The 26042-nt window shown below is 68.2% G+C and carries 22 protein-coding genes; 17 read left to right on the top strand and 5 right to left on the bottom strand.

Annotation, left to right across the window (positions count from 1 at the left end):
• Positions 1-27: 27 nt before the first annotated feature.
• Entirely contained in the window at positions 28-2625 is a 2598-nt protein-coding gene (gene acnB, locus L0977_RS04615; RefSeq protein ID WP_234263606.1) for a bifunctional aconitate hydratase 2/2-methylisocitrate dehydratase, read from the top strand.
• Positions 2626-2793: 168 nt separating this feature from the next.
• Here the strand turns inward: acnB and L0977_RS04610 are convergent, their stop codons facing one another.
• Entirely contained in the window at positions 2794-2973 is a 180-nt protein-coding gene (locus L0977_RS04610; RefSeq protein WP_234263604.1) for a hypothetical protein, read from the bottom strand.
• A 100-nt stretch (positions 2974-3073) separates the two neighbouring features.
• Positions 3074-4414, bottom strand: coding sequence for an MFS transporter (locus L0977_RS04605; protein WP_234263602.1), 1341 nt, complete (start codon positions 4412-4414; stop codon positions 3074-3076).
• A gap of 230 nt (positions 4415-4644) precedes the next feature.
• On the opposite strand from L0977_RS04605, the gene cyoA reads away from it, so the two are divergent.
• The 7 genes from cyoA to L0977_RS04570 all read left to right on the top strand — a co-directional run bounded on the left by cyoA (position 4645) and on the right by L0977_RS04570 (position 11463).
• A complete protein-coding gene (cyoA, locus tag L0977_RS04600) occupies positions 4645-5700 on the top strand; it encodes a ubiquinol oxidase subunit II (RefSeq protein ID WP_234263601.1) in 1056 nt (351 codons plus the stop codon).
• Between the two features lie 61 nt (positions 5701-5761).
• Positions 5762-7768 (top strand): cytochrome o ubiquinol oxidase subunit I, encoded by a 2007-nt coding sequence (gene cyoB, locus L0977_RS04595; RefSeq protein ID WP_234263599.1) that lies wholly within the window; start codon positions 5762-5764, stop codon positions 7766-7768.
• Complete coding sequence (gene cyoC, locus L0977_RS04590) at positions 7761-8396, top strand: cytochrome o ubiquinol oxidase subunit III (protein WP_234263598.1); 636 nt, start codon at positions 7761-7763, stop codon at positions 8394-8396. The genes cyoB and cyoC overlap by 8 nt, the downstream gene beginning before the upstream one ends.
• A complete protein-coding gene (gene cyoD / locus L0977_RS04585; RefSeq protein WP_234263597.1) occupies positions 8396-8815 on the top strand; it encodes a cytochrome o ubiquinol oxidase subunit IV in 420 nt (139 codons plus the stop codon). The genes cyoC and cyoD overlap by 1 nt, the downstream gene beginning before the upstream one ends.
• A gap of 2 nt (positions 8816-8817) precedes the next feature.
• Positions 8818-9609 carry an SURF1 family protein gene (locus tag L0977_RS04580; RefSeq protein ID WP_234263596.1) on the top strand — a complete coding sequence of 264 codons (792 nt, stop codon included), beginning with the start codon at positions 8818-8820 and terminating at the stop codon, positions 9607-9609.
• On the top strand, positions 9590-10918 hold the full coding sequence (locus L0977_RS04575) for an ATP-binding protein (RefSeq protein ID WP_234263595.1): 1329 nt from the start codon (positions 9590-9592) through the stop codon (positions 10916-10918). Before L0977_RS04580 ends, L0977_RS04575 begins: the two co-directional genes overlap by 20 nt.
• 5 nt (positions 10919-10923) lie before the next feature.
• Positions 10924-11463 carry a response regulator transcription factor gene (locus L0977_RS04570; protein ID WP_234263594.1) on the top strand — a complete coding sequence of 180 codons (540 nt, stop codon included), beginning with the start codon at positions 10924-10926 and terminating at the stop codon, positions 11461-11463.
• Positions 11464-11476: 13 nt separating this feature from the next.
• On the opposite strand, the gene L0977_RS04565 is transcribed toward L0977_RS04570, so the two are convergent.
• Both L0977_RS04565 and L0977_RS04560 read right to left on the bottom strand, forming a co-directional pair.
• Positions 11477-12370, bottom strand: coding sequence for an amino acid ABC transporter substrate-binding protein (locus L0977_RS04565; RefSeq protein WP_234263593.1), 894 nt, complete (start codon positions 12368-12370; stop codon positions 11477-11479).
• Between the two features lie 70 nt (positions 12371-12440).
• The gene (locus L0977_RS04560) at positions 12441-13256 is read right to left on the bottom strand and encodes a helix-turn-helix domain-containing protein (RefSeq protein WP_234263592.1); all 816 of its coding nucleotides are present in this window, start codon (positions 13254-13256) and stop codon (positions 12441-12443) included.
• A 109-nt stretch (positions 13257-13365) separates the two neighbouring features.
• Here L0977_RS04560 and L0977_RS04555 point away from each other — a divergent pair, with 109 nt between their 5' ends.
• The 3 genes from L0977_RS04555 (at position 13366) to L0977_RS04545 (ending at position 16178) form a co-directional block, all read left to right on the top strand.
• Entirely contained in the window at positions 13366-13767 is a 402-nt protein-coding gene (locus L0977_RS04555; RefSeq protein ID WP_234263591.1) for a hypothetical protein, read from the top strand.
• A gap of 101 nt (positions 13768-13868) precedes the next feature.
• Positions 13869-15032: a YjgN family protein gene (locus L0977_RS04550; protein ID WP_234263588.1), complete on the top strand. Its 1164-nt coding sequence runs from the start codon at positions 13869-13871 to the stop codon at positions 15030-15032.
• 12 nt (positions 15033-15044) lie between these two features.
• On the top strand, positions 15045-16178 hold the full coding sequence (locus L0977_RS04545; RefSeq protein WP_234263587.1) for a M48 family metallopeptidase: 1134 nt from the start codon (positions 15045-15047) through the stop codon (positions 16176-16178).
• A 74-nt stretch (positions 16179-16252) separates the two neighbouring features.
• Here the strand turns inward: L0977_RS04545 and trhP are convergent, their stop codons facing one another.
• Positions 16253-17632, bottom strand: coding sequence for a prephenate-dependent tRNA uridine(34) hydroxylase TrhP (gene trhP, locus L0977_RS04540; protein WP_234263586.1), 1380 nt, complete (start codon positions 17630-17632; stop codon positions 16253-16255).
• Positions 17633-17766: 134 nt separating this feature from the next.
• Between trhP and acnA the strand changes: the two genes are divergently transcribed.
• The 6 genes from acnA to L0977_RS04510 all read left to right on the top strand — a co-directional run bounded on the left by acnA (position 17767) and on the right by L0977_RS04510 (position 25981).
• A complete protein-coding gene (acnA, locus tag L0977_RS04535) occupies positions 17767-20541 on the top strand; it encodes an aconitate hydratase AcnA (protein ID WP_234263585.1) in 2775 nt (924 codons plus the stop codon).
• Positions 20542-20606: 65 nt separating this feature from the next.
• Positions 20607-21518, top strand: coding sequence for a S1C family serine protease (locus L0977_RS04530; protein ID WP_234263584.1), 912 nt, complete (start codon positions 20607-20609; stop codon positions 21516-21518).
• Between the two features lie 17 nt (positions 21519-21535).
• Entirely contained in the window at positions 21536-22537 is a 1002-nt protein-coding gene (locus L0977_RS04525; RefSeq protein ID WP_234263583.1) for an AAA family ATPase, read from the top strand.
• Between the two features lies 1 nt (position 22538).
• A complete protein-coding gene (locus L0977_RS04520) occupies positions 22539-23591 on the top strand; it encodes a DUF58 domain-containing protein (RefSeq protein ID WP_442786608.1) in 1053 nt (350 codons plus the stop codon).
• Positions 23588-24661, top strand: coding sequence for a VWA domain-containing protein (locus tag L0977_RS04515; RefSeq protein WP_234263582.1), 1074 nt, complete (start codon positions 23588-23590; stop codon positions 24659-24661). Before L0977_RS04520 ends, L0977_RS04515 begins: the two co-directional genes overlap by 4 nt.
• 90 nt (positions 24662-24751) lie before the next feature.
• Positions 24752-25981 carry an FAD-dependent monooxygenase gene (locus L0977_RS04510; protein WP_234263581.1) on the top strand — a complete coding sequence of 410 codons (1230 nt, stop codon included), beginning with the start codon at positions 24752-24754 and terminating at the stop codon, positions 25979-25981.
• Positions 25982-26042: the final 61 nt, after the last annotated feature.

Raw genomic sequence — 26042 nt, 5'->3', positions numbered from 1 at the left:
ACACTATCCACCCCACCGGAGAACGCCATGTCGACCTTTCTGACCGACTACCGTGCCCACGCTGCCGAGCGCGCTGCGCTGGGCATTCCCCCGCTGCCGCTGGACGCCAAGCAGGTCGCGGCCCTGATCGAGCTGATCAAGAACCCGCCCGCCGGCGAAGATGCCTTCCTGCTGGACCTGCTCACGCACCGCGTGCCGCCGGGCGTGGACGATGCCGCCAAGGTCAAGGCCAGCTTCCTGGCCGCCGTGGCCCATGGTGACATCCAGGTCGCCCTGATCTCCAAGGCCAAGGCCACCGAGCTGCTGGGCACCATGGTGGGTGGCTACAACGTGCATCCGCTGATCGAGTTGCTGGACGACGCCGAAGTGGCGACCGTGGCCGGCGCGGCGCTGAAGAAGACGCTGCTGATGTTCGACTACTTCAACGACGTAGCCGAGAAGGCCAAGGCCGGCAACGCCGTGGCCAAGGAAGTGATGCAGAGCTGGGCCGATGCCGAGTGGTTCACCAGCCGCCCCGAAGTCGAGAAGAAGATCACCGTCACCGTGTTCAAGGTGCCCGGCGAGACCAACACCGACGACCTGTCGCCTGCGCCCGACGCCACCACGCGCCCGGACATCCCGCTGCACTACCTGGCGATGCTGAAGAACACCCGCCCCGACGCGGCCTTCAAGCCGGAGGAAGACGGCAAGCGCGGCCCGATGCAGTTCATCGAAGACCTCAAGAAAAAGGGCAACCTCGTCGCCTACGTGGGCGACGTGGTCGGCACCGGCTCCTCGCGCAAGTCCGCCACCAACTCGGTGATCTGGGCCACCGGCCAGGACATCCCCTTCGTGCCGAACAAGCGTTTCGGCGGCGTGACCCTGGGCGGCAAGATCGCTCCGATCTTCTTCAACACGCAGGAAGACTCGGGCTCGCTGCCGATCGAAGTGGACGTGAGCAAGCTGGAAATGGGTGACGTGGTCGACGTGCTGCCCTACGACGGCAAGCTGGTGAAGAACGGCGAAACCGTGGCCGAGTTCAAGCTCAAGTCCGACGTGCTGTTCGACGAAGTGCGCGCCGGCGGCCGCATCAACCTGATCATCGGCCGCTCGCTGACCGCCAAGGCACGCGAGTTCCTGGGTCTGCCCGCCTCCACGCTGTTCCGCCTGCCGTCGTCGCCCGCCGCCACCCAGGCCGGCTTCACGCTGGCGCAGAAGATGGTCGGCCGCGCCGTCGGTCTGCCGGAAGGTCAGGGCGTGCGCCCCGGCACCTACTGCGAGCCGAAGATGACCACCGTCGGCAGCCAGGACACCACCGGCCCGATGACCCGTGACGAGCTGAAGGACCTGGCCTGCCTGGGCTTCTCGGCCGACATGGTGATGCAGTCCTTCTGCCACACCGCCGCCTATCCCAAGCCCGTGGACGTCAAGACCCACCGCGAGCTGCCTGCCTTCATCAGCAACCGCGGCGGCGTCGCCCTGCGTCCGGGCGACGGCGTGATCCACAGCTGGCTCAACCGCCTGCTGCTGCCCGACACTGTCGGCACCGGCGGCGACTCGCACACCCGTTTCCCGATCGGTATTTCCTTCCCGGCCGGCTCCGGTCTGGTGGCCTTCGGCGCCGCCACCGGCGTGATGCCGCTGGACATGCCCGAATCGGTGCTGGTGCGCTTCAAGGGCCAGATGCAGCCCGGCGTCACCCTGCGTGACCTGGTGCATGCGATCCCGCTGTACGCCATCAAGGCCGGTCTGCTGACCGTGGCCAAGGCTGGCAAGAAGAATATCTTCTCGGGCCGCATCCTGGAAATCGAAGGTCTGCCCGACCTGAAGGTGGAACAGGCGTTCGAGCTGTCCGACGCCTCGGCCGAGCGCTCGGCCGCCGGTTGCACGATCAAGCTCAACCAGGAGCCTGTGATCGAGTACCTGAAGTCGAACATCGTGCTGATGAAGAACATGATCGCCGATGGCTACCAGGACGCGAAGACGCTGGCCCGCCGCATCGAGAAGGTCGAGGCCTGGCTGGCCAAGCCCGAGCTGCTCGAAGCCGACAAGGACGCCGAATACGCCGCCGTGATCGAGATCGATCTGGCCGAGATCAGCGAACCCATCGTCTGCTGCCCGAACGATCCGGACGATGCCAAGACGCTGAGCGAAGTCGCCGGTACGCCTATCGACGAGGCCTTCATCGGTTCGTGCATGACCAACATCGGTCACTTCCGCGCTGCGGCCACCGTGCTCGGCGGCGCCCGCGACATCCCGGTCAAACTGTGGGTCGCCCCGCCGACCAAGATGGACGAGAGCGAGCTGATCAAGGAAGGCCACTACGCCAGCTTCGGCGCCGCCGGTGCCCGCACCGAAATGCCCGGCTGCTCGCTGTGCATGGGCAACCAGGCGCAGGTGCGTGAAGGCGCGACGGTGATCTCCACCAGCACCCGCAACTTCCCGAACCGCCTGGGCAAGAACACCAACGTGTTCCTGGGCTCGGCCGAACTGGCCGCCGTGGCCTCCAAGCTGGGCAAGCTGCCGACCAAGGACGAGTACCTGGCCGCCACCGGTGTGGTCACCGCCAAGGCCGACCAGATTTACAAGTACATGAACTTCGACCAGATCGAAGAGTACGTGGAGACGGCCAAGACCGTGGCCTGATCGCTGCACGCTTCCCCTCCAAGGCCCGCCCCCCGTGCGGGCCTTTTTTTGTGCGCGGGCGAAGAGCCGCCCTGCGCGGGCTGTGCCGCAGCGCGGCCGCCTATACCGAACGCTGGATCGGTTCGCGGGCGCGCTCAATGGTGAGGGGTTTGGTCAGGTAGCCGCGGCTCACGGGCATGCTGGCGGCACGCTCCTGGTCCAGCCGCACCCGCGTGCACCACCCGCCATGACCGGTTCGGGCAGGCGGATGGCGTGGGCGCAGAAGGCTTCGCAGTGTCGGGTCTGTTGGCTGATCGCGTCCTCCCCCCGGCGCGAGAGGTGCCACTGGCGGTCGGTGTCAATCAGCATGATCAGGTGACGGGCAGAGCCTGCCGCCAGCGCGGGGATCATCGCGAGTTCGGTCGCGTCGACCGGTCTTGGGCTGTGATTGATTCCCGCTGCTGCCGTTTCAGGTGCTCTGGCGTTCCATGAGCCGGTTGATGCGCAAGGCCCCGAGGGTGCACACGACGCCCGACAGCAGGTACAGCGACAGGGCGACGAGACCGAACTGCACGGACAGCCCCAGGGCCACCAGCGGGGCGAACGCCGCGCCGATGAGCCAGGCCAGATCGGTCGACAGCGCCGCGCCCGTGTAACGGTATTGGGTCGAAAAATTGGCCGTGACCGTGCCCGAGGCCTGCCCATAGGACAGGCCCAGCAGCACAAAACCCACCAGCAGGAACAGGTTGTTGCCCGTGGCGCCGCCGGCCAGCAGCCAGGGCGCAAACAGGCTGAAGACCCCGATCAGCACGGCCATGGCCCCCAGCAGGTTGCGCCGCCCCACGCGGTCGGCCAGCCAGCCGGAAAGCACGACGGCCCCGGCGGCCAGCAGGGCGCCCAGGATCTGCACCCCGAGCACCTCGGTGACAGGCTGGTGGTCGTGCAAAGCGATCCAGGACAGCGGGAACACGGTCACCAGGTGGAACAGCGCGAAGCTGGCCAGGGCGGCAAAAGCCCCCAGCACGACGTTGCGTCCCTCTTCGCCCATCACGCGGGACACGGCCACCGGTTGCAGTTCGCGTTCTTGCAGCAACTGGGTGTAGGACTGCCCCACGATCAGCCGCAGGCGGGCGAACAGGGCCACCACGTTGATGGCGAAGGCCACGAAAAAGGCGTAGCGCCAGCCCCAGGCCAGGAATTCGGGCGTGCTCAGGCTGCCGTACAGGTAGGCGAACAGGCTGGCGGCGAGCACGAAGCCCAGCGGTGCACCCAACTGGCCCATCATGGCGTACCAGCCGCGGCGCTCGGGCGGTGCGGACATCGACAGCAGCGAGGGCAGGCCGTCCCACGAACCACCCAGCGCGATGCCCTGGCCGATGCGCAGCACCAGCAGGGCGACGATGGCGGTGGCGCCGGCGGTGTCGTGGCTGGGCAGGAAGGCCATGCCCACGGTGCAGATGCCGAGCAGGAACAGCGCCAGGGTCAGCTTGGTGCCGCGGCCCCAGTGGCGCTGCACGGCCATCGACAGCGCCGTGCCGAAGGGCCGCACGACGAAGGCCACGGCCAGCAGCGCAAAAGCGGCCAGCGTGCCTTCCAGCGGCGACAGGAATGGAAACAGGAAGGCCGGGAAGACCAGGACGCAGGCGATGCCGAAGACGAAAAAGTCGAAATACTCGGAGGAGCGGCCGATGATCACCCCGACAGCGATTTCTCCGGGCGTGACGTCCTCGTGCGTGTCGGCACGGGACAGGGCAGCAGGGCTTTCCTCGAAGGCGGCAGAGGCAAAGGTGGCAGAGGCGGCACTGCTCATGAAAAAGGTCTCCTGATTGTTGTGTGGCGTGATGCCAACACGGTTCTACACCCAAGCGCGGGGGCCGACAAGTGCGCTTTCACCTAGCGTGGCGCTATCCCAAAACCGTGGTCTGGCACTTGACCTTGGACAAAATGTCCAATCGACAAACGTGAGCAGATGGGTAAATTCGCGGCGAATTGTTTTTTGTCATCCTCGTTTACCCTTAAATCCGCTTCCGCATGTCCCGTATGCATCTCCCGCCGAGGCCCCGCAGGGCCGCGTGGCTGGCCGCCCTGGCGGCGCTGGCCGGCCTGACCGGCTGCAGCAAGGCCGTCGTTCTCAATCCCGCCGGCGACATCGCCGCCCAGCAGGGGCACCTGGTGGTGCAGGCCACGCTGCTGATGCTGGTCATCATCGTGCCGGTCATCACGCTCACGCTCTGGTTCGCCTGGAAGTACCGGCAGTCGAACGCGGCCAACACCGAGGCCGATTACGCGCCCGACTGGCACCACTCCACCATGCTGGAGTTGGTGATCTGGAGCGGCCCCCTGCTGATCATCATCGCGTTGGGGGCCATCACCTGGATCAGCACCCACAAGCTCGACCCGTACCGCCCGCTGGACCGCATCTCGGCGTCCCAGACGCTGTCGCCGGACGTCAAGCCGCTGGAGGTGCAGGTGGTCGCGATGGACTGGAAGTGGCTGTTCTTCTACCCGGAGCAGGGCATTGCCACCGTCAACGAACTGGCCGCACCGGTGAACCGCCCGATCCTGTTCAAGCTGACGTCCACCACGACCATGAACGCGTTCTACGTGCCGGACCTGGCGGGCATGATCTACACCATGCCGGGCATGCAGACCGAGCTGAACGCCGTGATCAACCAGCCCGGTGTGTACAAGGGCATGTCCTCGCACTACAGCGGCGCCGGGTTCTCGGGCATGACGTTCAAGTTCCATGGCCTGAGCGACGCCGACTTCGACCAGTGGGTGCAGAAGGCCAAGACCGAAGGCCAGGCGCTCGACCGGGCCACCTACGTGAAGCTGGCCGAACCCAGCGAACGCGATCCCGTGCAGCGCTTCGCCTCGGTCGAGCCCGGCCTGTACGACAAGGTGCTGAACCGCTGTGTGGAAGACGGCAAGATGTGCATGCACCACATGATGGCCATCGACGCCCTGGGGGGCGAGGCCTACGTCAAGGCGCAGGGGCTGAACCTGCCGCAGGACATCTGCACCGCCGAAGAGTCCATCCAGGTGCTGGCCGCGCTCGATTCGCGCACCGCCCGCTACGCCACGACCCGCCAATGATCCCCCGACCCAGCACCACCGCAGGGCGGTGGTGCCGGGCGACTGCCTGAGCGAGAACAACATGTCATCCGTTACCCCTGTCGAGGCCCACTGGGCCCTGGGCCGGCTTACCTGGGATTCGGTTCCCATGGCGCACGAGCCCATCCTGCTGTGGACCTTCATCGCCGTCGTGCTGGGGGGCGTGGGCGTCCTGGCCCTGCTGACCCGCTACCGCCTGTGGGGCCCGCTGTGGCGCGACTGGTTCTGCAGCATCGACCACAAGAAGATCGGGATCATGTACATGATCCTGGGCATCGTGATGCTGCTGCGCGGCTTCGCCGACGCGGTCATGATGCGGCTGCAGCAGGCCATGGCCTTCGGTGACAGCATGGGCTACCTGCCGCCGCACCACTACGACCAGATCTTCACCGCCCACGGCGTGATCATGATCTTCTTCGTGGCCATGCCGCTGGTCACCGGGCTGATGAACTACCTCGTGCCGCTGCAGATCGGTGCGCGCGACGTGGCCTTTCCGTTCCTCAACAACTTCAGTTTCTGGATGACCACCGCCGGCGCCGTGCTGGTGATGGTGTCGCTGTTCCTGGGCGAGTTTTCCACCTCGGGCTGGCTGGCACTGTCCAACCTGGGGGCGCAGAACCCCGGAGTGGGGCTGGACTATTACATATGGTCGCTGCAGATCGCCGGGGTGGGCACCACGCTGTCCGGCATCAACCTGATCGTGACCATCATCAAGATGCGCGCGCCCGGCATGAGCCTGATGAAGATGCCCGTCTTCACCTGGACCTCGCTGTGCACCAACGCGCTGATCGTGGCCTCGTTCCCGGTGCTCACGGCCGCCCTGGTGCTGATGAGCCTGGACCGCTATGTCGGCACCAACTTCTTCACGAACGACTTCGGCGGCAACCCGATGCTCTACGTGAACCTGATCTGGATCTGGGGCCACCCCGAGGTCTACATCCTGATCCTGCCGTGCTTCGGCATCTTCTCCGAAGTCGTGGCCACCTACAGCCGCAAGCGCCTGTTCGGCTACACCTCGATGGTCTACGCCACGGTGGTGATCACCATCCTGTCGTACATCGTCTGGCTGCACCACTTCTTCACCATGGGCTCGGGCGCGAGCGTGAACGCCTTCTTCGGCATCACGACCATGATCATCTCGATCCCGACGGGCGCCAAGATCTTCAACTGGCTGTTCACCATGTACAAGGGCCGCATCCGTTTCGAGCTGCCCATGATGTGGACCGTGGCCTTCATGGTCACCTTCGCCATCGGCGGCATGACCGGCGTGCTGCTGGCCGTGCCCCCGGCCGACTTCGTGCTGCACAACAGCCTGTTCCTGATCGCCCACTTCCACAACGTGATCATCGGCGGCGTGCTGTTCGGCCTGTTCGCTGGCATGAACTACTGGTTCCCCAAGGCTTTCGGCTACAAGCTCGACCGCACCTGGGGCGTGCGTTCGTTCTGGCTGTGGGTGGTGGGCTTCTACGTGGCCTTCATGCCGCTGTACGTGCTGGGCCTGATGGGCGTGACGCGCCGCGCCAACCACTTCGAAGACACCTCCCTGCAGATCTGGTTCCAGGTCGCCGCTTTCGGGGCCTTCCTGATCGCGCTGGGCATCGCCTGCTTCCTGATTCAGCTTGTGGTCAGCTACCTCAAACGCGACCAGCTGCGCGACGTGACCGGAGACCCCTGGGACGGCCGCACGCTGGAGTGGGCGACCTCGTCGCCGCCGCCCGACTACAACTTCGCCTTCACCCCCGTGGTGCACGAAATCGACGCCTGGTGGGACATGAAGAAACACGGCTACCAGCGCCCGCTCACCGGCTTCCAGCCGATCCACATGCCGGCCAACACGGCCGCGGGCGTGGTGATCTCGGCCCTGTCGCTGGTGCTCGGCTTCGCGCTGATCTGGCACATGTGGCTGCTGGCCGGCGCTTCCTTCGCCGCGATGGTGATCGCCGCGATCGTGCACACCTTCAACTACCAGCGCGACTTCCACATCCCGGCTTCCGAAGTGACGGAAACCGAAAACCTGCGCACCCAACAACTGCGGGCCGCCCATGTCTGATCTCCACCTTCAATCCGGCGCCGGCGGCGCCACCCTGAGCCCGCGCGCCTACCACCTGGCGCACGAACCGCATCCGGAAAACGGCACCTCGCTGGGCTTCTGGCTCTACCTGATGAGCGACTGCCTCATCTTCGCGGCGCTGTTCGCCACCTACGGCGTGCTCGGCCGCAGCTACGCCGCCGGCCCGACCGGCGCCCAGCTGTTCGACCTCACGCTGGTCGCCATCAACACCGCCTTCCTGCTGCTGTCGTCGATCACCTTCGGTTTCGCGATGCTGCGCAAGCAGAAGAACGACGTGAAGGGCACGCTGCTGTGGCTGGCCGTCACCGGCCTGTTCGGCCTGTGCTTCCTGGGCCTGGAGCTGTACGAGTTTGCCCACCTGCTGCACGAGGGCGCCGGCCCGCAGCGCAGCGCCTTCCTGTCGGCCTTCTTCACGCTGGTGGGCACGCACGGTCTGCACGTCACCTTCGGCCTGATCTGGCTGGTGGTGCTGATGGTCCAGATCGGCAAACACGGCCTGATCCATGAGAACCAGCGCCGCCTGATGTGCCTGTCGATGTTCTGGCACTTTCTGGACGTGGTCTGGATCGGCGTCTTCACCTTTGTCTACCTGATGGGAGTGCTGTGATGAGCGCACACGACATGCATGCACCGGCGCACGCCCACGATGACGGCCATCACCACGCCGCGGGGCCGCACGTCACGCTGCGCGAATACGCCACCGGCTTCGTGCTTTCGGTCATCCTCACGGCGATCCCGTTCTGGCTCGTCATGGCCAAGGTCATCACCGACCGGCCGACCGCCGTGCTCGTGCTGGGCGCGCTGGCCGTGGCCCAGATCCTGGTCCACATGGTGTTCTTCCTGCACATGAACGGCAAGGTCGAAGGCGGCTGGACGCTGCTCTCCACGATCTTCACCGTGGTCTTCGTTGTCATCGCGATCGCCGGCACCCTGTGGGTCATGTTCCACATGAACACCAACATGATGCCGGAGCACCCCACGCTGCCGCAGAGCCTGGGGGCCGCCAGCACGCCCTGGGTCGGCTGAGCATGGCGCTGCCGGGCTGCGGGCGCCGGGTCGTCCTGGCGGTGCTGGGTCTGGTGCTGCTGGCCGGTTTCCTGGCGCTGGGTACCTGGCAGGTGCAGCGGCGCGCCTGGAAGCTGGCGCTCATCGACCGGGTGGACCAGCGCGTCCACGCCGCGGTGGGGGCCTTGCCCGCGCCGGCCCAGTGGCCACAGGTCCATCCGGCCGAACACGAGTACCTGCCGGTGGAGGTGCGCGGTCGCTGGCTGCCCGAGCGCACGCTGCTGGCCCAGGCCGTCACCGACCTGGGCCCGGGTTTCTGGGTCATGACCCCGCTGCAGCAGGCCGACGGCAGCGCTGTCTGGGTCAATCGCGGTTTTGTGCCGCAGACGCAGCGGGCGCAGTGGCTGGCCCCGCCCGCCGACGCGGGCGATGCCGGGGCGGTGGTGGTGCAGGGCCTGCTGCGGATGAACGAGCCGGGTGGTGGCTTTCTGCGCCGCAATGACCCGGCCGGCCAGCGCTGGTATTCGCGCGACGTGGTCGCCATGGGCCAGCGGCAGGGCCTGTCGCGGGCCTCGCCCTTCTTCATCGATGCCGGCCTGCCCGGCCGGCGGCCCGCAGACCAGGCCACCGCCTGGCCACGCCCGGGCCTGACGGTCATCCGATTTGCCAACAGCCACCTGGTCTACGCCCTGACCTGGTACGGCATGGCGTTGCTGGTTGCCGGGGCGGCCTGGTATGTGGCACGCTACGAGCGCGGCCGTCGCCCGGTGGGCGAGCCTCTCTCCACGCCTGCCCATGACCGTTCCCCGCGCTGAGCCTCCCGACACCGGGTCTGCCACCCCGACCCGTTCCGCCGAAGCGGCAGCGGGCCTCAAGAACCTGCAACAGCTGATCCAGCTGCGCTGGATCGCCGTGATCGGCCAGGTGGTCACCATCGACCTGGCGTATTACGGTCTGGGGCTGAGCCTGCCGCTGCGCGAGATGCTGCTGGTGGTGGGCTGCCTGGCGCTGTTCAACGTGGCCAGCCTGCTGCGCTGGCGGCTGGGCCACGATGTCCGCAGTTCCGAGCTGTTTGTGGCTTTCATGGTCGACGTGGCGGTGCTGACGCTGCAGCTCTACCTGAGCGGCGGCATCACCAACCCCTTCGTCTTCCTGTATCTGCTGCAGCTCACGCTCGGCGCGGTGCTGCTGCGTGGGCCGCACATCTGGTCCATGGTGCTGATCACCGCGGTGTGTTTTGGCGCACTGGCCCGTTACCACCTGCCGTTGCCGCTGCCACTCGATCTACACGAAGGGTTTTCCAGCGTCTACGCGCTCGGGCTGCTGGTGTGTTTTCTGCTGAACGCGACGCTGGTGATCGTCTTCATCACCCGCATCCACCGCAACCTGCGCGAGCGCGATGCGCGCCTGGCGGCGGCGCACCGGCGGCGTGTGGAAGAAGAGCACATCGTGCGCATGGGGCTGCTGGCGTCGGGGGCTGCGCACGAGCTGGGCACGCCGCTGTCGACCCTGGCCGTGATCCTCGGCGACTGGCAGCACGACCCGCGCCTGACCGATGAGCCGCTGCTGCGCGAGGACATCGCCGAGATGCAGGCGCAGGTGCAGCGCTGCAAGCACATCGTCAGCGGCATCCTGCTGTCGGCGGGGGAAACCCGCGGCGAAGCGTCGGCGCAGACGACGGTGCGGGCTTTCGTGGACGCGCTGGCCCAGGAATGGCGCGACACGCGCTCGCTCCACCAGTTCGTCTACGACAACGGGTTCGGGGACGACATCCCCATGGTCTCCGATACCACGCTCAAGCAGATGGTTTTCAATGTGCTCGACAATGCGCGCGAAGCTTCGCCCGGCTGGGTGAAACTGGCCGTCACGCGCGAGGCCGATGCCCTGTGCCTGACGGTGACCGATCGGGGTCCGGGTTTTGCCCCGGGCATCCTGGCCCAGGCAGGCACGCCTTACCAATCGACCAAGGACCGTCCGGGTGCCGGCCTGGGCCTGTTCCTGGTGTTCAACGTGGCGCGCACCCTGGGCGGACGTGTGACCGTTCGCAACCGTCCCGAAGGCGGCGCGGAAGTCGCCATCCGGTTGCCGCTGGCGGCCATCACCCTGTCGGGCGGCAAGGCCTGAGACCCATGGAAAACGAAGAACGCTGTTTGCTGCTGGTGGAAGACGATGAGGCCTTTGCCCGGACGCTGCGCCGTTCGTTCGAGCGGCGCGGCTACCGGGTGCTTCACGCCACCAGCCTGCAGGAGGTCGAGGACCTGCTGACCCGCTCGACACCCGGCTACGCGGTGGTCGACCTCAAGCTCAAGGGCGAGGCGTCGGGGCTGGCCTGCGTACAGACCCTGCACCGTGCCAGCGCCGGCATGCTCATCGTGGTGCTGACCGGGTTTGCCAGCATCGCCACCGCGGTGGAGGCGGTCAAGCTCGGCGCCTGCCACTATCTGGCCAAGCCGTCGAACACCGACGACATCGAGGCCGCTTTTGCCCAGAAGGCGGGCAACACCGAGGTCGAGATCACCAACCGCACCAGCTCCATCAAGACGCTGGAGTGGGAGCGCATTCACCAGGTGCTGGCCGAGACCGACTTCAACATCTCCGAGGCTGCCCGCCGGCTCGGCATGCACCGGCGCACCCTCACGCGCAAGCTCGACAAGCGGCAGGTGAGCTGAGCGCGCGCCCGCTTCAGAACGGGACCTTGTCGGTCGGGTACTTCCAGAAGTCGCGCAGCAGGTAGTTGACCGGCAGGTTCAAGGGCGAGCCGTTGGGGGGAATCGGTTTTTCGAACCAGGTGCTGTAGATGCCCAGGATTTCGCCGCTGTAGATCAGGCGGCGCATTTCGTCGTCCACGATCTTTTTGAGCGCCTCGTCGTCCTTGGGCAGCATGATGGCCAGCGGCTCGGTGGTCAGGAACTGGCCCACCACCTTCAGCGCCTTGGGGTCGGTGCGGCCGGCGGCCAGGCCGTAGAGCAGCACGTCGTCCATGGCGAAGGCGTCGGCCTGGCCTTTCTCCACCATCGCCACCGCCTGTTCGTGGTCGTCGGCCTCGACGATGGTCAGGGGCAGCGCCCGCACGCGCACCGCCTGGCGCAAGGCGGCCAGCGGGGTGGTGCTGCGGGTGGACACGACTTTCTTGAGCTGCGGGTGGTCGATGCGGTCCACCGGGCTGTCGGCCTTCACCAGCAGGCGGGCCCCCGTGATGTAGTGCGGAATGGTGAACGCGACCTGCTCACGCCGGCTGGCGTTGTTGGTGGTGGAGCCGCATTCCATCTGCGCCTGGCCCTGGGCCACGGCCTCGATCCGGTTGGCGGGCGTGACCTGCAGGTAGGCCACGGTCAGGGTTTTCAGGCCGAGCTTCTGTTGCACCGCCTGGGCCAGGCGTTTGCAGATGTCCAGCGCGTAACCGACGGGCTGCCCTTGCGGGTCCAGGTAGGAAAACGGCACCGAGGCGTTGCGGTGCGCGAGGGTGATGGTCCCTTCGGAGCGGATGCGTTCGAGTACCGGGCCGCCATGGGCGGGCAAGGCACCCAGCAGCCACGCGGCGAGGAGGGCGGGAACCAGCGGGGAACGGATGCTCATGGAAGGCTCCGGAGGTGGGTGGACTGACTGCGGTGCATGCAAGGGCGATGCCATGCGGGCGGTGGCGCCTTCAGGGCAGCGTTTGCGCCAGTGTGCGCAGCGCCTGGGCAGAGGCTTCGTCGCCCGGGAAAAAAGTCTCCATCGCCAGCTCCTGCAGGGTGATGTCGGTGGGCGAGCCGAACACCGTGGTGGTGCTGATGAGGTGCAGCACGCCGGTCGGGGTGTGCACCAGGAAAGGCATCAGCACGCCCGGGTGCTCGCCGTCCAGGCGGCGGATCTGCTCGGGCGGCTGGTCCGGATAGGCCTGCAGCTCCTGCAGCAGGGCCGCCAGCCCGGCGTCGCCGGTGGTGTGCAGTTGCTGCTGCAGGCGCGCGAACAGGTGTTCGCGCCACTGGTGCAGGTTGGCGATGCGTGGCGCCAGGCCGCCCGGGTGCAGGCTCACGCGCAGCAGGTTCACGGGCGGCACCAGCAGGGCCGGGTCGACGCCGGCCAGCAGCGGCACCACCATGCGGTTGGACAGCACCAGGTTCCAGTGCCGGTCGAAGGCCACGGCGGGCCAGGGTTCGTGGCGGTCCAGGATGTGCTGCACCGCCTGCCGCGCCGCCTGCAGCGGGGGATCGTCGAGCCGGTGCTCTCGGTACATCGGCGCAAAACCGGCCGCCACCAGCCAGGCGTTGCGCTCGCGCAGCGGCACCGAGAGGTGCTCGCACAGGCGCAGCACCAGTTCGCGGCTGGGGCTGGCCTTGCCGGTCTCCACGCAGCTCAGGTGCCGTGTGGACAGGCCGGCGTCGAAGGCCAGATCCTGCTGGCTCAGGCGGCGCTGCTGGCGCCAGTGGCGCAGGTGATCGCCGACGGCAACACGGCGGACGGCGGGGTGGGCGTTCATGCCGCCATCGTAGGCGGTCCGCGTGTCGATGTCATGACCTCGCAGGTCATGGACGCCATGCCCGGGTCGCCGGAGCATCGGGCTCCCATCGTTTTTCAAGGAGTCCACCATGTTCACCGTCTCTGTGTCCACCCTGCGCCGTGTGCTTGGGCTCGATGCCGCCTGCGGCATCGGCCTGGGCCTGTCCCACCTGGCGCTGGCCGGGTCGTTGTCCACCTGGACCGGCATTCCCGCCAACTGGCTGCAAGTGACGGCGCTGATTGTGATCGTGGCGGCGTCCACCGCCGGCTGGCTCGCGGCCCGGACCGAACCGCCAGTGGGCGGTGTCCGGCTGCTGGCCGCCGGCAACTTCGCCTGGGTCGCCGCCAGTCTCTGGCTGGCTTTCGGGGCCGGTCTGCCATTGACGGGGCTGGGGTTGGGCTGGGTGCTGGCGCAGGCGCTGGTGGTGCTGGTCATGGCCGAGCTGGAATGGGCGGGGGCACGCGGAGCGCAGCGTCTCGCGATGGCCTGAGACCCGGGTGACAGGGGTGCGGGGTGGGCGGCAGGGCGTGGGCCGTGCCTGGGTTCCTGGCGGGCACAATGCGCGCTCTGTCACCACTGTCTTGCTGTCACATGCCTTTTCCAAACAACCACGCCCCATCGGCGGGCGCTGCCACCGTGCGGCATCTGCCCATCACCTTCACGGGCTCGGGGAGCGAGTACTTCCGCATCTGGATCGTCAACCTGCTGCTGCTTTTCGTCACCCTGGGTCTGTATTGGCCCTGGGCCAAGGTGCGGCGGCTGCGCTATTTCTGGGCCAACACCCTGGTGGATGGCGATCCGCTGGGCTTTCACGGCGAGGCCCGGCAGATGTTCAAGGGCTGGGTGCTGGTCGGGGTGCTGTTCGTGCTCTACAACTGGGCCAGCAGCTTCTCCGCGATCGCGGGACTGGTGGCGTTCGTGGCGCTGGCCGCGCTGTGGCCGGCGCTGTGGCGCTCGTCGCTGGCCTTTCGCCTGGGCAACACCAGTTGGCGGGGCCTGCGTTTTCGCTTCGTGGGCTCGCTGCGCGATGCCTATCTGACGCAACTGCCGTCGTTCCTGGCGGCCTTGCCGCTCGTGCTGCTGTCTTTTGCCCTTCCCGAAGACCCGGACGCGACGCCGCCCGCGTGGTGGGCAGGGGCCTTTGGCGGGGCGCTGCTGCTGTTTCTGCTGACCCTGCCGTGGCTGTTCTGGCGCATGAAGGCCTACCAGCACCGGCACTACAGCTATGCGGGCCTGCAGACCGACTTTCGCGCCGGGCTGGGCGCTTTCTACCTGATCGCGCTCAAGCCCCTGTTGGTGCTGCTGGCGCTGGTGGGACTGAGCATGCTGTATGTCGGGCTCCGTTTCGCTGGTGGGATCGCCTGGGACGGTGTGCTGTGGGTGCTGTTCCGCGTGCTGCCGATGCTGTTTGCCGGAGCCGGCTTGCTGATGTTTTTCGTGATCGGTCCCTGGCTCACCGCGCGCCTGCAGAACCTGGTCTGGACCAAAACCGGCAATGCGCAGATGCGTTTCATCAGCCAGCTTGGCTTTCGCCGTTTGTTGCTGCTGGGTTTCAAGAACGGTCTGCTGATCGCGCTCACCCTGGGGCTGTACTGGCCGTTTGCCAAGGTCGCGGTGGCGCGCCTGCGGCTGGAGGCGGTGCACATCCGCAGCGTCATCGACATGGAGGCCCTGGCAGCGGCGAAACATGAGCAGCCGGGTGAGGCCGCCGGCGAGGCCGCGGGCGACCTGTTCGGTCTCGACATGGGCCTCTGAGCTGGCGCGCGCATGGAGCACCGACCACCCGTACCGGACGAGGGGCTGAACGTCCGCTACTTCGATGGCCGCAGCAACCGGGCCCAGGCGGTGCGGGCCCGGTTGACGGACGGCTGGCTGCACATCGACGCGGCCGAGGCGCCGCGCCAGATCGAGGCCCGGCGCGTGCAATGGCCGGAACGCACGCGGCGCGGCCCGCGCATCGCCCTGTTGCCCGACGGGGGCAGCATCCAGTCCACCGACGCCGCGGCCTGGGACGCCTGGGTGCGTGCCGGGGGCCAGTCCGAATCGCCCGTTGTCCGGCTGCAGCAGAGCTGGCGCGGGGTGGTGTTGAGCCTGTGCCTGCTGGTGGCGCTGTGCGCGAGCGGCTACGTCTGGGGGCTGCCGTGGGCGGCCCGGGTGATCGCCGACCGTTTTCCCGACGCTGCCGAGCGCCAGATCGGCGAGGCGGTGCTGGCCCAGGTGGGTGATCTCATGCAGCCCAGCCAACTCGCCGAGGCCCAGCAGCAGGCGATCGAGCGGGCCTGGCAGCAGGTGCAACGGGCGCACACGGCGGCGCAGGCGGCGCGCGGTGTGAGCGTGCGCCCCGCGCGCCTGCTGATCCGCCACAGCGAGGACATCGGCCCCAACGCGTTGGCACTGCCGGGCGGCATCCTGCTGCTGACCGACGACATGGCCCGGCTGCTGCAACACGACACCGAGGTGATTGCCGGCGTGCTGGCGCACGAACTCGGCCATGTGCAGCACCGGCACGGGGTGCGCATGCTGGTACAGATCGGGGTGCTGGGGTTTGCCGCTTCGGCGCTCTGGGGCGACTACAGCGGGGTGCTGGCGACGGTGCCGCTGTGGCTGGGGCAGGCCCACTATTCGCGCGAAGCCGAGCGCGAGGCCGACGCTTACGCCGCCACGGTGCTGCGCGATGGGGGCCTGTCGCCGGCGCTGATGATCCGGCTGTTCGAACGCTTCGCGCTGTTCAAGCGCTGTGGCGATGAACTGCTTCAACCGGAACCGGCCGAGACCGAGGTGGTGTGTGCAGAGCCAGCCACTTCCGAGCAACCGCAGCAAGGCAGGCTCTGGGGCCTGGGCTTCGCCTCGCACCCGGCGGACGCCGATCGGATCAGCTTCTTCCGCGACGCGGCGCGCTGAGCGAGCGGCTCAGGCTGACCCGCCGCTGGCCCCCTTGGGAGCCAGCGACCCACACAGCGGTGGAGCGTGGGGGCTCAGGCCATCAATCGGGCGATCAGTGCGCCTTCGCTGGGCGCGGCCAGCGGTACCCAGACCTTGACCGGGCTGCCCTGGGCGACGTCGATGGCGGCGCCGTCCTGGTTCTGCATCGCGTCCAGCTGCACGATGCGGTTGCCGCTGGGGTGAATGACTTCCAGCCGGTCGCCGACAGCGAAGCGGTTCTTGGTTTCCACCTCGGCCCAGCCGTCTTCGCGCACCTGCAGCACCTCGCCCACGAACTGGCTGCGGTGGCTTTCGCTGTGGCCGGTGATGTAGTTCTGGTAGTCCTGCGCCGGGCGGCGCTCCATCAGGCCGCCGGTGTAGCCGCGGTTGGACAGGCCTTCCAGCTCCAGCAGCAGCTCGGGGTTGAAGGGCTTGCCGGCCACGGCGTCGTCGATGGCGCGGCGGTAGACCTGCGCGGTGCGCGCCACGTAGTAGTGGCTCTTGGTGCGACCTTCGATCTTGAGCGAGTCGATGCCCATGGCGGCCAGCTTGCCCACGTGCTCGACCGCGCGCAGGTCCTTGCTGTTCATGATGTAGGTGCCGTGCTCGTCTTCCATGATGGGCATCAGCTCGCCGGGGCGACCGGCTTCCTCGATCAGCCAGACCTTGTTGGCCTCCGGGTGGCGCTGGCCCGAGCCCGTGGTGGAAAACGCGCTCGCGGCTTCCTCGTCTTCCTGCGCGAAGTTGAAGCCGTCGAGCTTGGCCACGGGGGCGGCGTCGCCGGTGTCGGTGTCGGTGGTGGCGGCCTGGGTCTTGTATTCCCAGCGGCAGGCGTTGGTGCAGGTGCCCTGGTTGGGGTCGCGGCGGTTGAAGTAGCCCGACAGCAGGCAGCGGCCGGAGTAGGCGATGCACAGGGCGCCGTGCACGAAGACTTCGAGTTCGATGTCCGGGCAGTCGTTGCGGATCGCCTGCACCTCGTCCAGGCTGAGTTCGCGCGACAGGATGATGCGGCTGATCCCTTGCTTCTGCCAGAACTTCACCGCGGCGCTGTTGGTGGTGTTGGCTTGCACCGAAAGGTGGATCGGCACCTCGGGCCAGAGGCCCTTTTCCATCTGCTCGCGCACCAGCATGATCAGGCCGGCGTCGGCCATGATGAGCGCGTCGGGCCTGAGTTCGACCACCGGCTGCAGGTCGCGCAGGTAGGTGCGCAGCTTGTCGTTGTGGGCGATCAGGTTGCTGGTGACAAAGAACTTCTTGCCGCGCCGGTGCGCTTCGCCAATGCCCTCGGCGATCTGTTCGAGCCGGAATTCGTTGTTGCGCGCGCGCAGGGAATAGCGCGGCTGGCCGGCGTACACCGCGTCGGCGCCGAAGTTGTAGGCGGCGCGCATGCGGTGCAGCGAGCCGGCGGGCAGGAGCAGTTCGGGGGCTTTCATCAGGGGGTGAATTGTCCCGCATTGGCTGTTGGGGCGGCCGGGCTATACCCGTATGCCGCACGCAGGCATTGCCGCTGTCCACAATAGGGTCATGGTGCCCGCCGGGGGCGCCCCCACGATCAAAGGAGCCCGCCTTGGCCACGTCCACGTCTTTTGCCCACCCCTTTGCCAAGACGCTCAAGACCTTCAAGACCGCGTCGGGCAAGCCGGGTCGCTTCTATTCGTTGCCGGCGCTGGCGCAGGCGTTTCCGAACGTGCAGCGCCTGCCGGTGTCGCTGCGCATCGTGCTGGAGAGCGTGCTGCGCCATTGCGACGGCGAGCGGGTGCTGCCGGCGCATGTCGAACAACTGGCCAACTGGCAGCCGGCGGCGTCCCGCACGGAAGAAATCCCGTTCACCGTGGCGCGTGTGGTGCTGCAGGACTTCACCGGCGTGCCGCTGCTGGCCGATCTGGCGGCCATGCGCAGCACCGCAGCCCGGCTGGGACAGGACCCGAAAAAGATCGAACCCCTGGTGCCGGTCGATCTGGTGGTCGACCACTCGGTCATGGTCGATTACTACGGCCAGAAGAACGCGCTCGACCTGAACATGAAGCTGGAATTCCAGCGCAACCGCGAGCGCTACCAGTTCATGAAATGGGGCATGCAGGCCTTCGACACCTTCGGCGTGGTGCCGCCGGGCTTCGGCATCGTGCACCAGGTGAACCTGGAGTACCTGGCGCGCGGCGTGCACCTCAAGGGGGGGCTGTACTACCCCGACACCCTGGTCGGCACCGACAGCCACACCACCATGATCAATGGCATCGGTGTGGTGGGCTGGGGCGTGGGCGGCATCGAGGCCGAAGCGGCCATGCTGGGCCAGCCGGTGTACTTCCTCACGCCCGACGTGGTGGGCTTCGAGTTCACCGGGCAACTGCGTGAGGGCGTGACCGCCACCGACCTGGTGCTCACCGTGACCGACATCCTGCGCCGCCACAAGGTGGTGGGCAAGTTCGTGGAGTTCTTCGGCGAAGGCACGGCCTCGCTGTCGCTGCCGGACCGCGCCACCATCGCCAACATGGCGCCCGAGTACGGCGCCACCATGGGCTTCTTCCCGGTCGACGGCAAGACGCTGGACTACTTCCGCGGCACCGGCCGCAGCAAGGCCGAGATCGAGGCCTTCGAGGCCTACTTCCGCGCCCAGGGCCTGTTCGGCGTGCCGGGCGCGGCGGGCGCACAGATCAAGGCCGGTGAGATCGCCTATTCGCAGGTGATCACGCTCGACCTGGGTACCGTGGCGCCGTCGCTGGCCGGCCCCAAGCGGCCGCAGGACCGCATCGAACTGGGCCTGGTGGCGTCGCAGTTCCGCAGCCTGTTCAGCCAGCCGGCCGCGAGCAACGGCTTCAACCAGCCCGAAGACAGGCTGCCGGTGCGCCACCCGGTGGTGACCAGCGAAGCCGGCGCGGCCCCGGCCAAGGGCTATACCCTGGGCAATGGCGATGTGCTGATCGCCGCCATCACCAGTTGCACCAACACCAGCAACCCGAGCGTGCTGCTGGCGGCGGGTCTGCTGGCCAAGAAGGCGGTGGAAGCGGGGCTGAAGGTGCGGCCGCACATCAAGACCTCGCTGGCACCGGGCTCGCGCATCGTCACCGAATACCTGACCGAGACCGGCCTGCTGCCCTATCTGGAAAAGCTCGGGTTCGCGCTGGCCGGGTACGGCTGCACCACCTGCATCGGCAACGCGGGCGACCTGGCGCCGGCGATCAACGACACCATCGTGCGCAACGACCTGGTCTGCGCGGCTGTGTTGTCGGGCAACCGCAACTTCGAGGCGCGCATCCACCCCAACCTCAAGGCCAACTTCCTGGCCAGTCCGCCGCTGGTGGTGGCCTATGCCATCGCGGGCACCGTGCTCAAGGATTTGATGACCGAGCCGGTGGGGCAGGGCAAGGGCGGGAAAGACGTGTACCTGGGCGACATCTGGCCCACCAGCGACGAGATTCACGCGCTGATGCGCCACGCCATGAAGGGCAAGGCCTACCGCGAAAACTACGCCCAGGTGCGCACCGAGCCGGGCAAGCTGTGGGAGCGCATCCGCGGGGCCGCCGGCACCACCTACGACTGGCCATCGAGCACCTACATCGCCGAGCCGCCGTTCTTCACGGGCTTCTCGCTGCAGGGCGGCCCGGCCGACGTGCCGGTGTCTATCCAGGGCGCGCGGGTGATGGCGCTGTTCGGCGATTCGATCACCACCGACCACATCTCGCCGGCCGGCTCGATCAAGGAGAGCTCGCCCGCCGGACTGTGGCTCAAAGAGCACGGTGTGCTCAAGGCCGACTTCAACAGCTACGGCTCGCGCCGGGGCAACCACGAGGTGATGATGCGTGGCACCTTCGCCAACGTGCGCATCAAGAACCTGATGCTGCCGCCCAAGGCCGATGGCGCGCGGGAAGAGGGCGGCTTCACGCTGCACCAGCCCTCGGGCGAGAAGCTGGCCATCTACGACGCGGCCATGCGCTACCAGGCCGAAGGCGTGTCCACCGTGATCTTTGCGGGCGAGGAGTACGGCACCGGCTCCAGCCGCGACTGGGCCGCCAAGGGCACGCAGTTGCTGGGCATCAAGGCCGTGGTGGCGCGCAGCTTCGAGCGCATCCACCGCTCCAACCTGGTGGGCATGGGCGTGCTGCCGCTGCAGTTCAAGACCGGGGACTCGTGGGAATCGCTGGGCCTGCGCGGCGACGAAACCGTGGACGTGGTGCCGCATCCCGCGCTGACCCCGCAGAGCGATGCGCAACTGGTCATCACCCGTCCGGACGGTACGCGCCGCACGCTGACCGTCACGCTGCGCATCGACACCCCGATCGAGGTGGGCCACTACCGGGCCGGCGGAATTCTCCCTTACGTGCTCAGGCAATTGCTCGGCGCTTGAGCGCAGCGCCGCAAGGCGGCATGATGTGAGCCACGCGCCCGCCGGGCGCCCTGCAGGGAGTTGCCATGCGCAAGCCAGCCCTCTACAGCCCCTCCGCCCGCTCCGGCCCGGCGCCGGTTCCCGGGGAGCCGGCCGTGGCCGTGCCTGCCGATGGGATGGCGGCACCGGCCCCTGTGCGCGGGCGCTGGCGCCGCTGGCTGACCGATGTGCGGGGGCTCTGGGTGGCCCTGCTGCTGCTGGCAGCGTTGCTGGCGGCCAGTGTCTGGTGGCAGCGCGCGCAGGGCCCGCGCGCGCTCACGCAAAAGGACATCGACGCCGCGGTCCTGCGCACCCTCACCACGCAGAACTTGCCTTCGGCGGCCGCGCGCGCTGCGGCCAAGATCCGCCCCGCCGTGGTGCGTGTCGAGTCCTTCGCGAACAACCGCAAGGGTGAAGAGGTGGAGCAGAGTGTCGGCACCGGGGTCGTGATCGTCGACACCGGCCTGATCCTGACCAACCTGCACGTGGTGCAGTCGGCCGAGCGCCTGCGCCTGGTGTTTGCCGACGGCTCCGAATCCGGCGCCACCGTCACCACCGTGCAACCCCAGAACGACCTGGCCGTGCTGCAGGCCCACACGCTGCCCGACGACCTGCACGCGGCCACGCTGCGGGGCACCGGTGACCTGCTGCCCGGCGACCAGGTGGTGGCGGTGGGCTACCCCTTCGGCATCGGCCCGTCCACCTCGGCCGGGGTGATCTCGGGTTTCGGCCGCTCGTTCCGTGCGCCCGAGGGGCAGCAGGACATCGAGAACCTCATCCAGTTCGACGCGGCGGCCAACCCCGGCAATTCGGGCGGGCCGCTGGTCACCATGGACGGCGAGGTGGTGGGCATCGTCACCGGCATCCTCAACCCCACCAGCCACCGCACCTTTGTCGGCATCGGTTTTGCCGTGCCGATCGAGAGCGCTGCGGCGGCGGCCGGCCTTCCCCCTTTCTGAACCTCCAGGAGCGCTGCATGAGCGAACACACTTCCCCCGACCACGCGCAACTCATGGAACAGATCCTCTACGAGGTCAAGCGCGTGGTGGTGGGCCAGGACCGTTTTCTCGAACGCGTGATGGTGGCCATGCTGGCGCAGGGGCATCTGCTGGTCGAGGGGGTGCCCGGGCTGGCCAAGACGTTGACCGTCAAGACCCTGGCGGGGGCGGTGCAGGGCCGCTTCAAGCGCATCCAGTTCACCCCCGACCTGGTGCCGGCCGATCTGGTGGGCACGCGCATCTACAACCAGAAGACGGGCGAGTTCGCCACCGCGCTGGGTCCGGTGTTCGCCAACCTGCTGCTGGCCGACGAAATCAACCGCGCGCCGGCCAAGGTGCAGAGCGCCCTGCTGGAGGTGATGCAGGAGCGGCAGGTCACCATCGCCGGCGAAACGCACCAGGTGCCCGACCCCTTCCTCGTCATGGCCACGCAGAACCCCATCGAGACCGAAGGCACTTACCCGCTGCCCGAGGCGCAGGTGGACCGCTTCATGATGAAAGTGCTGGTGGACTACCCGACCGACGAGGAGGAGTACGTCATCGTCGAACGTGTCACGGGACCGCGCCTGGAGGTGCAACCGGTGGCGACCACCGCCCAGCTGGCCGACCTGCAGCGCCAGTGCCGCGATGTGTACGTGGACCCGTCGCTGGTGCAGTACGCGGTGCGCCTCGTATCGGCGACCCGCACGCCGGAGCGGCACGGCCTGAAGGACATGGCGCGGCTCATCACCTATGGCGCCAGCCCGCGTGCCACCATCGGGCTGGTGGAGGGCGCGCGTGCGCTGGCGCTGCTGCGGGGCCGCAGCTATGCGCTGCCGGAAGACATGGTCGATCTGGTGCCCGACGTGCTGCGCCACCGCGTGGTGCTGTCCTACGAAGGCCTGTCCGAAGGGCTCGACGGCGACGCGCTGGTGGCGCGCATCATGAAAACCGTGCTGCCACCGGCCAAGCCGCTGGCGCCCGAACGCAAGGCGGCCTGAGATGGGGCTGTTCCGCCGCCGCCAGGCCCCTCCCGCCGCGCCGCCCGTGCCGCCGCAGGCCGCAGACAACGGCCGCACCGAAGCCCTGCTGCGCCGGCTCGAATGGACGGTGATCCGCCGGCTCGACGGCCTGTTGCAGGGCGATTACCGCACGCTGATGCGCGGCACCGGGCTGGACTTGGCCGACCTGCGCGAATACCAGTTGCACGACGACGTGCGCCACATCGACTGGAACGTGACCGCGCGCCTGCAGCAGCCGCACGTGCGCGTGTTCACCGAAGACCGCGAGATGGCGGCCTGGTTCCTGCTCGACCTCAGCCCCTCGGTCGATTTCGGTTCCGGTGAGCAGCGCAAGCGCGAGGTGCTGCAGGGCTTTGTGGGGGTGCTGGCGCGGCTCATCACCCGCCATGGCAACCGGGTCGGCGCCGCCCTCTACGGGGGGCGCGGGCAGGCGGCGGTGCACGCCGTGTTGCCGGCACGGGGCGGGCGGGGGCAGGTGCTGCGCCTGATGCAGATGCTCGGGCCCGAGGCACCCGCAGTCTCCGCTGGCAAGGCGCCGCCGCACGGCCCCACGCGGCTGGCCGACCTGCTGCGCGCCGCCACGCACACGGTGCGCCAGCGCAGCACGGTGTTTGTGGTGTCCGACTTCATCAGCGAGCCCGGCTGGGAGCAGCCGCTGGGTGAACTGGCGCGCCGGCACGACGTGGTCGCGGTGCGCCTGCTCGACCCGCTCGAACTTGAACTGCCCGACCTCGGGCTGCTGACCCTGCGCGATGCCGAAACCGGCGAACAGCTGCTGGTGGACACGCACGACCGCGGCTTTCGCCAGCGCTTCGCCCGCATCGCCGCCCAGCGCGAAGCGGTCTTGCGCGAAAGCCTGGCCCGTGCCGGCGTGGATGCGCTGGAGCTGTCCACCGACGACGATCTGGCCGATGCGGTGGTGCGTTTCGTCGACCTGCGCAAACGCCGTTCCGGTGCACACCGGGGCGCCTCGACCGGGCCGGTGCCGGTGCGCGTGGCCACCGGCACCGCGCGAAAGGAGGCCGCTGCATGAACAACCTGCCCGTCACCTTTATCTGGCCGCAGTTCCTGTGGCTGTTGCTGCTGCTGCCGGTGCTGGTGCTGCTGTACTGGTGGCTGCTGCGTCGGCGCCGGCAGACGGCGCTGCGTTATGCGAGCCTGTCGATCGTGCGCGAAGCCATGGGGCGGGGCGGGAACTGGCGCCGCCACGTGCCGCCCGTGCTGCTGTTGCTGGCTTTTGCGGCCATGCTGCTGGCCGCGGCGCGGCCCATGGCCACCATCCTGCTGCCGTCCACCCAGCAGACCATCATCCTGGCGATGGACGTGTCCGGCAGCATGCGCGCGACCGACGTGGAACCCAACCGCCTGGTGGCCTCGCAGAACGCGGCCAAGGCCTTTCTGGCCGAGCTGCCGCGCCATGTGAAGGTGGGCATCGTGGCCTTTGCCGGCTCGGCGCAGGTGGTCCAGCCGGTGACGCTCAGCCGCGAAGACCTGCACGCCGCCATCGACAAGTTCCAGATGCAGCGCGCCACCGCCATCGGCAGTGCCATCGTGGTGGCGCTGTCGGAGATATTCCCCGGCCAGGTGGACCTCGCCAGCGTGACCTGGGGCCGACGCAACGACCCTTTCGGTCCGCAGGGCCGTCCCATCGACCAGCAGCCCGCGGTCCAGGGCGAGGCCAAACCGTTTGAACCGGTGCCGCCCGGGTCGTACAGCTCGGCCGCCATCATCCTGCTGACCGATGGCCAGCGCACCACGGGGGTGGACACGCAGGAGGCGGCCAAGATGGCGGCCGACCGCGGGGTGAAGGTCTACACCGTGGGCGTGGGCACGGTCGATGGCGAGGTGATCGGCTTCGAAGGTTGGTCCATGCGCGTGCGGCTCGATGAAGACAGCCTCAAGGAAGTGGCGCGTGCCACCCAGGGCGAATACTTCTATGCCGGCACCGCCGACAACCTCAAGAAGGTGTACGAGTCGCTGAGCACCCGGCTCACGGTCGAAAAAAAGGACACCGAGGTTTCCGGCCTGCTGGCCCTGGTCGCGGCCGTGCTGGTGCTGCTCTCGGCCGGGCTGTCGCTGTTCTGGTTCCAGCGGGTGCTGTAGCGCTCCACCGCTGTCGTCCACGGCATCGATGACGGGGTTTGCTGATCCCCGTCAAGCTGCACCGGCGCTTGGTCGGCACAATGCCGCCTCATGAAAGAAAACGTCGTGGTGGCCGGTGGTGGCATCGGCGGCATGGCCAGCGCGCTGGCCCTGGCCCGTTCGGGCTCGGTGGTGCAACTGGTCGAGCAGGCCGAGGCCTTCGGCGAGGTCGGGGCTGGTATCCAGCTGGGCCCGAATGCCGTGCGCGTGCTGCAGGACTGGGGCCTGACCGAGGCGCTCAACGCCTGTGCAGCCTTTCCCGAAGAGCTGCAGGTGCGCGACGCGCATGGGGGGCACCGCATCGGGCGCATGCGCCTTGGGCCGCTGTTCCGGGCGCGCTACGGCCAGGCCTACGCCACCATCCACCGTGCCGATCTGTTGGCCATGCTGCACGACGCCGTGCGCCAGCGGCCCGAGGTGCGTCTCACGCTCGGCACGCGCGTGGCGTCCTACGAGGCCCTGCCGGGTGAAGTGCGCGTGCACGCCGAAAACGATGCGGAGTTCCGCGGTGAGGCGCTGATCGGCGCCGACGGGCTCTGGAGCCGGGTGCGCCACCAGTTGCTGGGTGCGCAGCCGGTGCGGGCCAGCGGGCACCTGGCCTACCGGGGCATGATCGCCGCGCGCGATGTGCCGGCGCTGTCGCGCGCCAACGCGGTCACCGCCTGGCTGGGGCCGCGCCTGCACGTGGTGCATTACCCGGTGCGGCGCGGCGAGTGGTTCAACATCGTGGCCGTGGTGCACGGGGTGCTCGGGCAGGGGCATGGCGGCCCGCCGGGCAGCGATCCGCAGGCCTGGAGCCACGAGGCGCGCGATGCCGATCTGCGGCGCGCGCTGGGTCCGGTCTGTTTTGAACTCATGGACATGCTGCGTTCGGTGCAGGACTGGAAGCTCTGGGCGCTGAACGACCGGCCGCCCATGACCGGCGTGCAGGATCAGGCTCGCGGCCGCGTGGCCCTGCTCGGGGACGCGGCGCACCCCCTGCGTCCGTACCTGGCGCAGGGGGCAGCGATGGCCCTGGAAGATGCCTGGACCCTCGGGCGCCTGCGCTCGGTCGCCGAAGCCCCGGGCGGCGTGGTCGACTGGCCGACCCTGCTGGCGCGCTATGCGCAGGTGCGGTGGGCGCGCAATGCGCGGGTGCAGGCCCGCTCGGCGCGCAATGGCAGCATCTTTCACGCCGTGGGGCCCGTGCGGCTGGCGCGCAACCTCGCGATGGCGGCGCTGGGCGAGTCCGTGATGGACAATCGCTGGCTTTACAGCGGACCGCCCGACCCCCTGGCCTGAACGACGGCCGGGCCTGCTACGCTTGCCGGGACGCCGGCCCCGAGACGGGCGGCGCAGCCAA

It is taken from the genome of Hydrogenophaga sp. NFH-34 (assembly GCF_021401345.1).
GTDB classification, from domain to species: Bacteria; Pseudomonadota; Gammaproteobacteria; order Burkholderiales; family Burkholderiaceae_C; genus Hydrogenophaga; species Hydrogenophaga electricum.
Note: the sequence above shows the minus strand (reverse complement) of the source record. Positions and strands in the feature narration are given on the sequence as shown.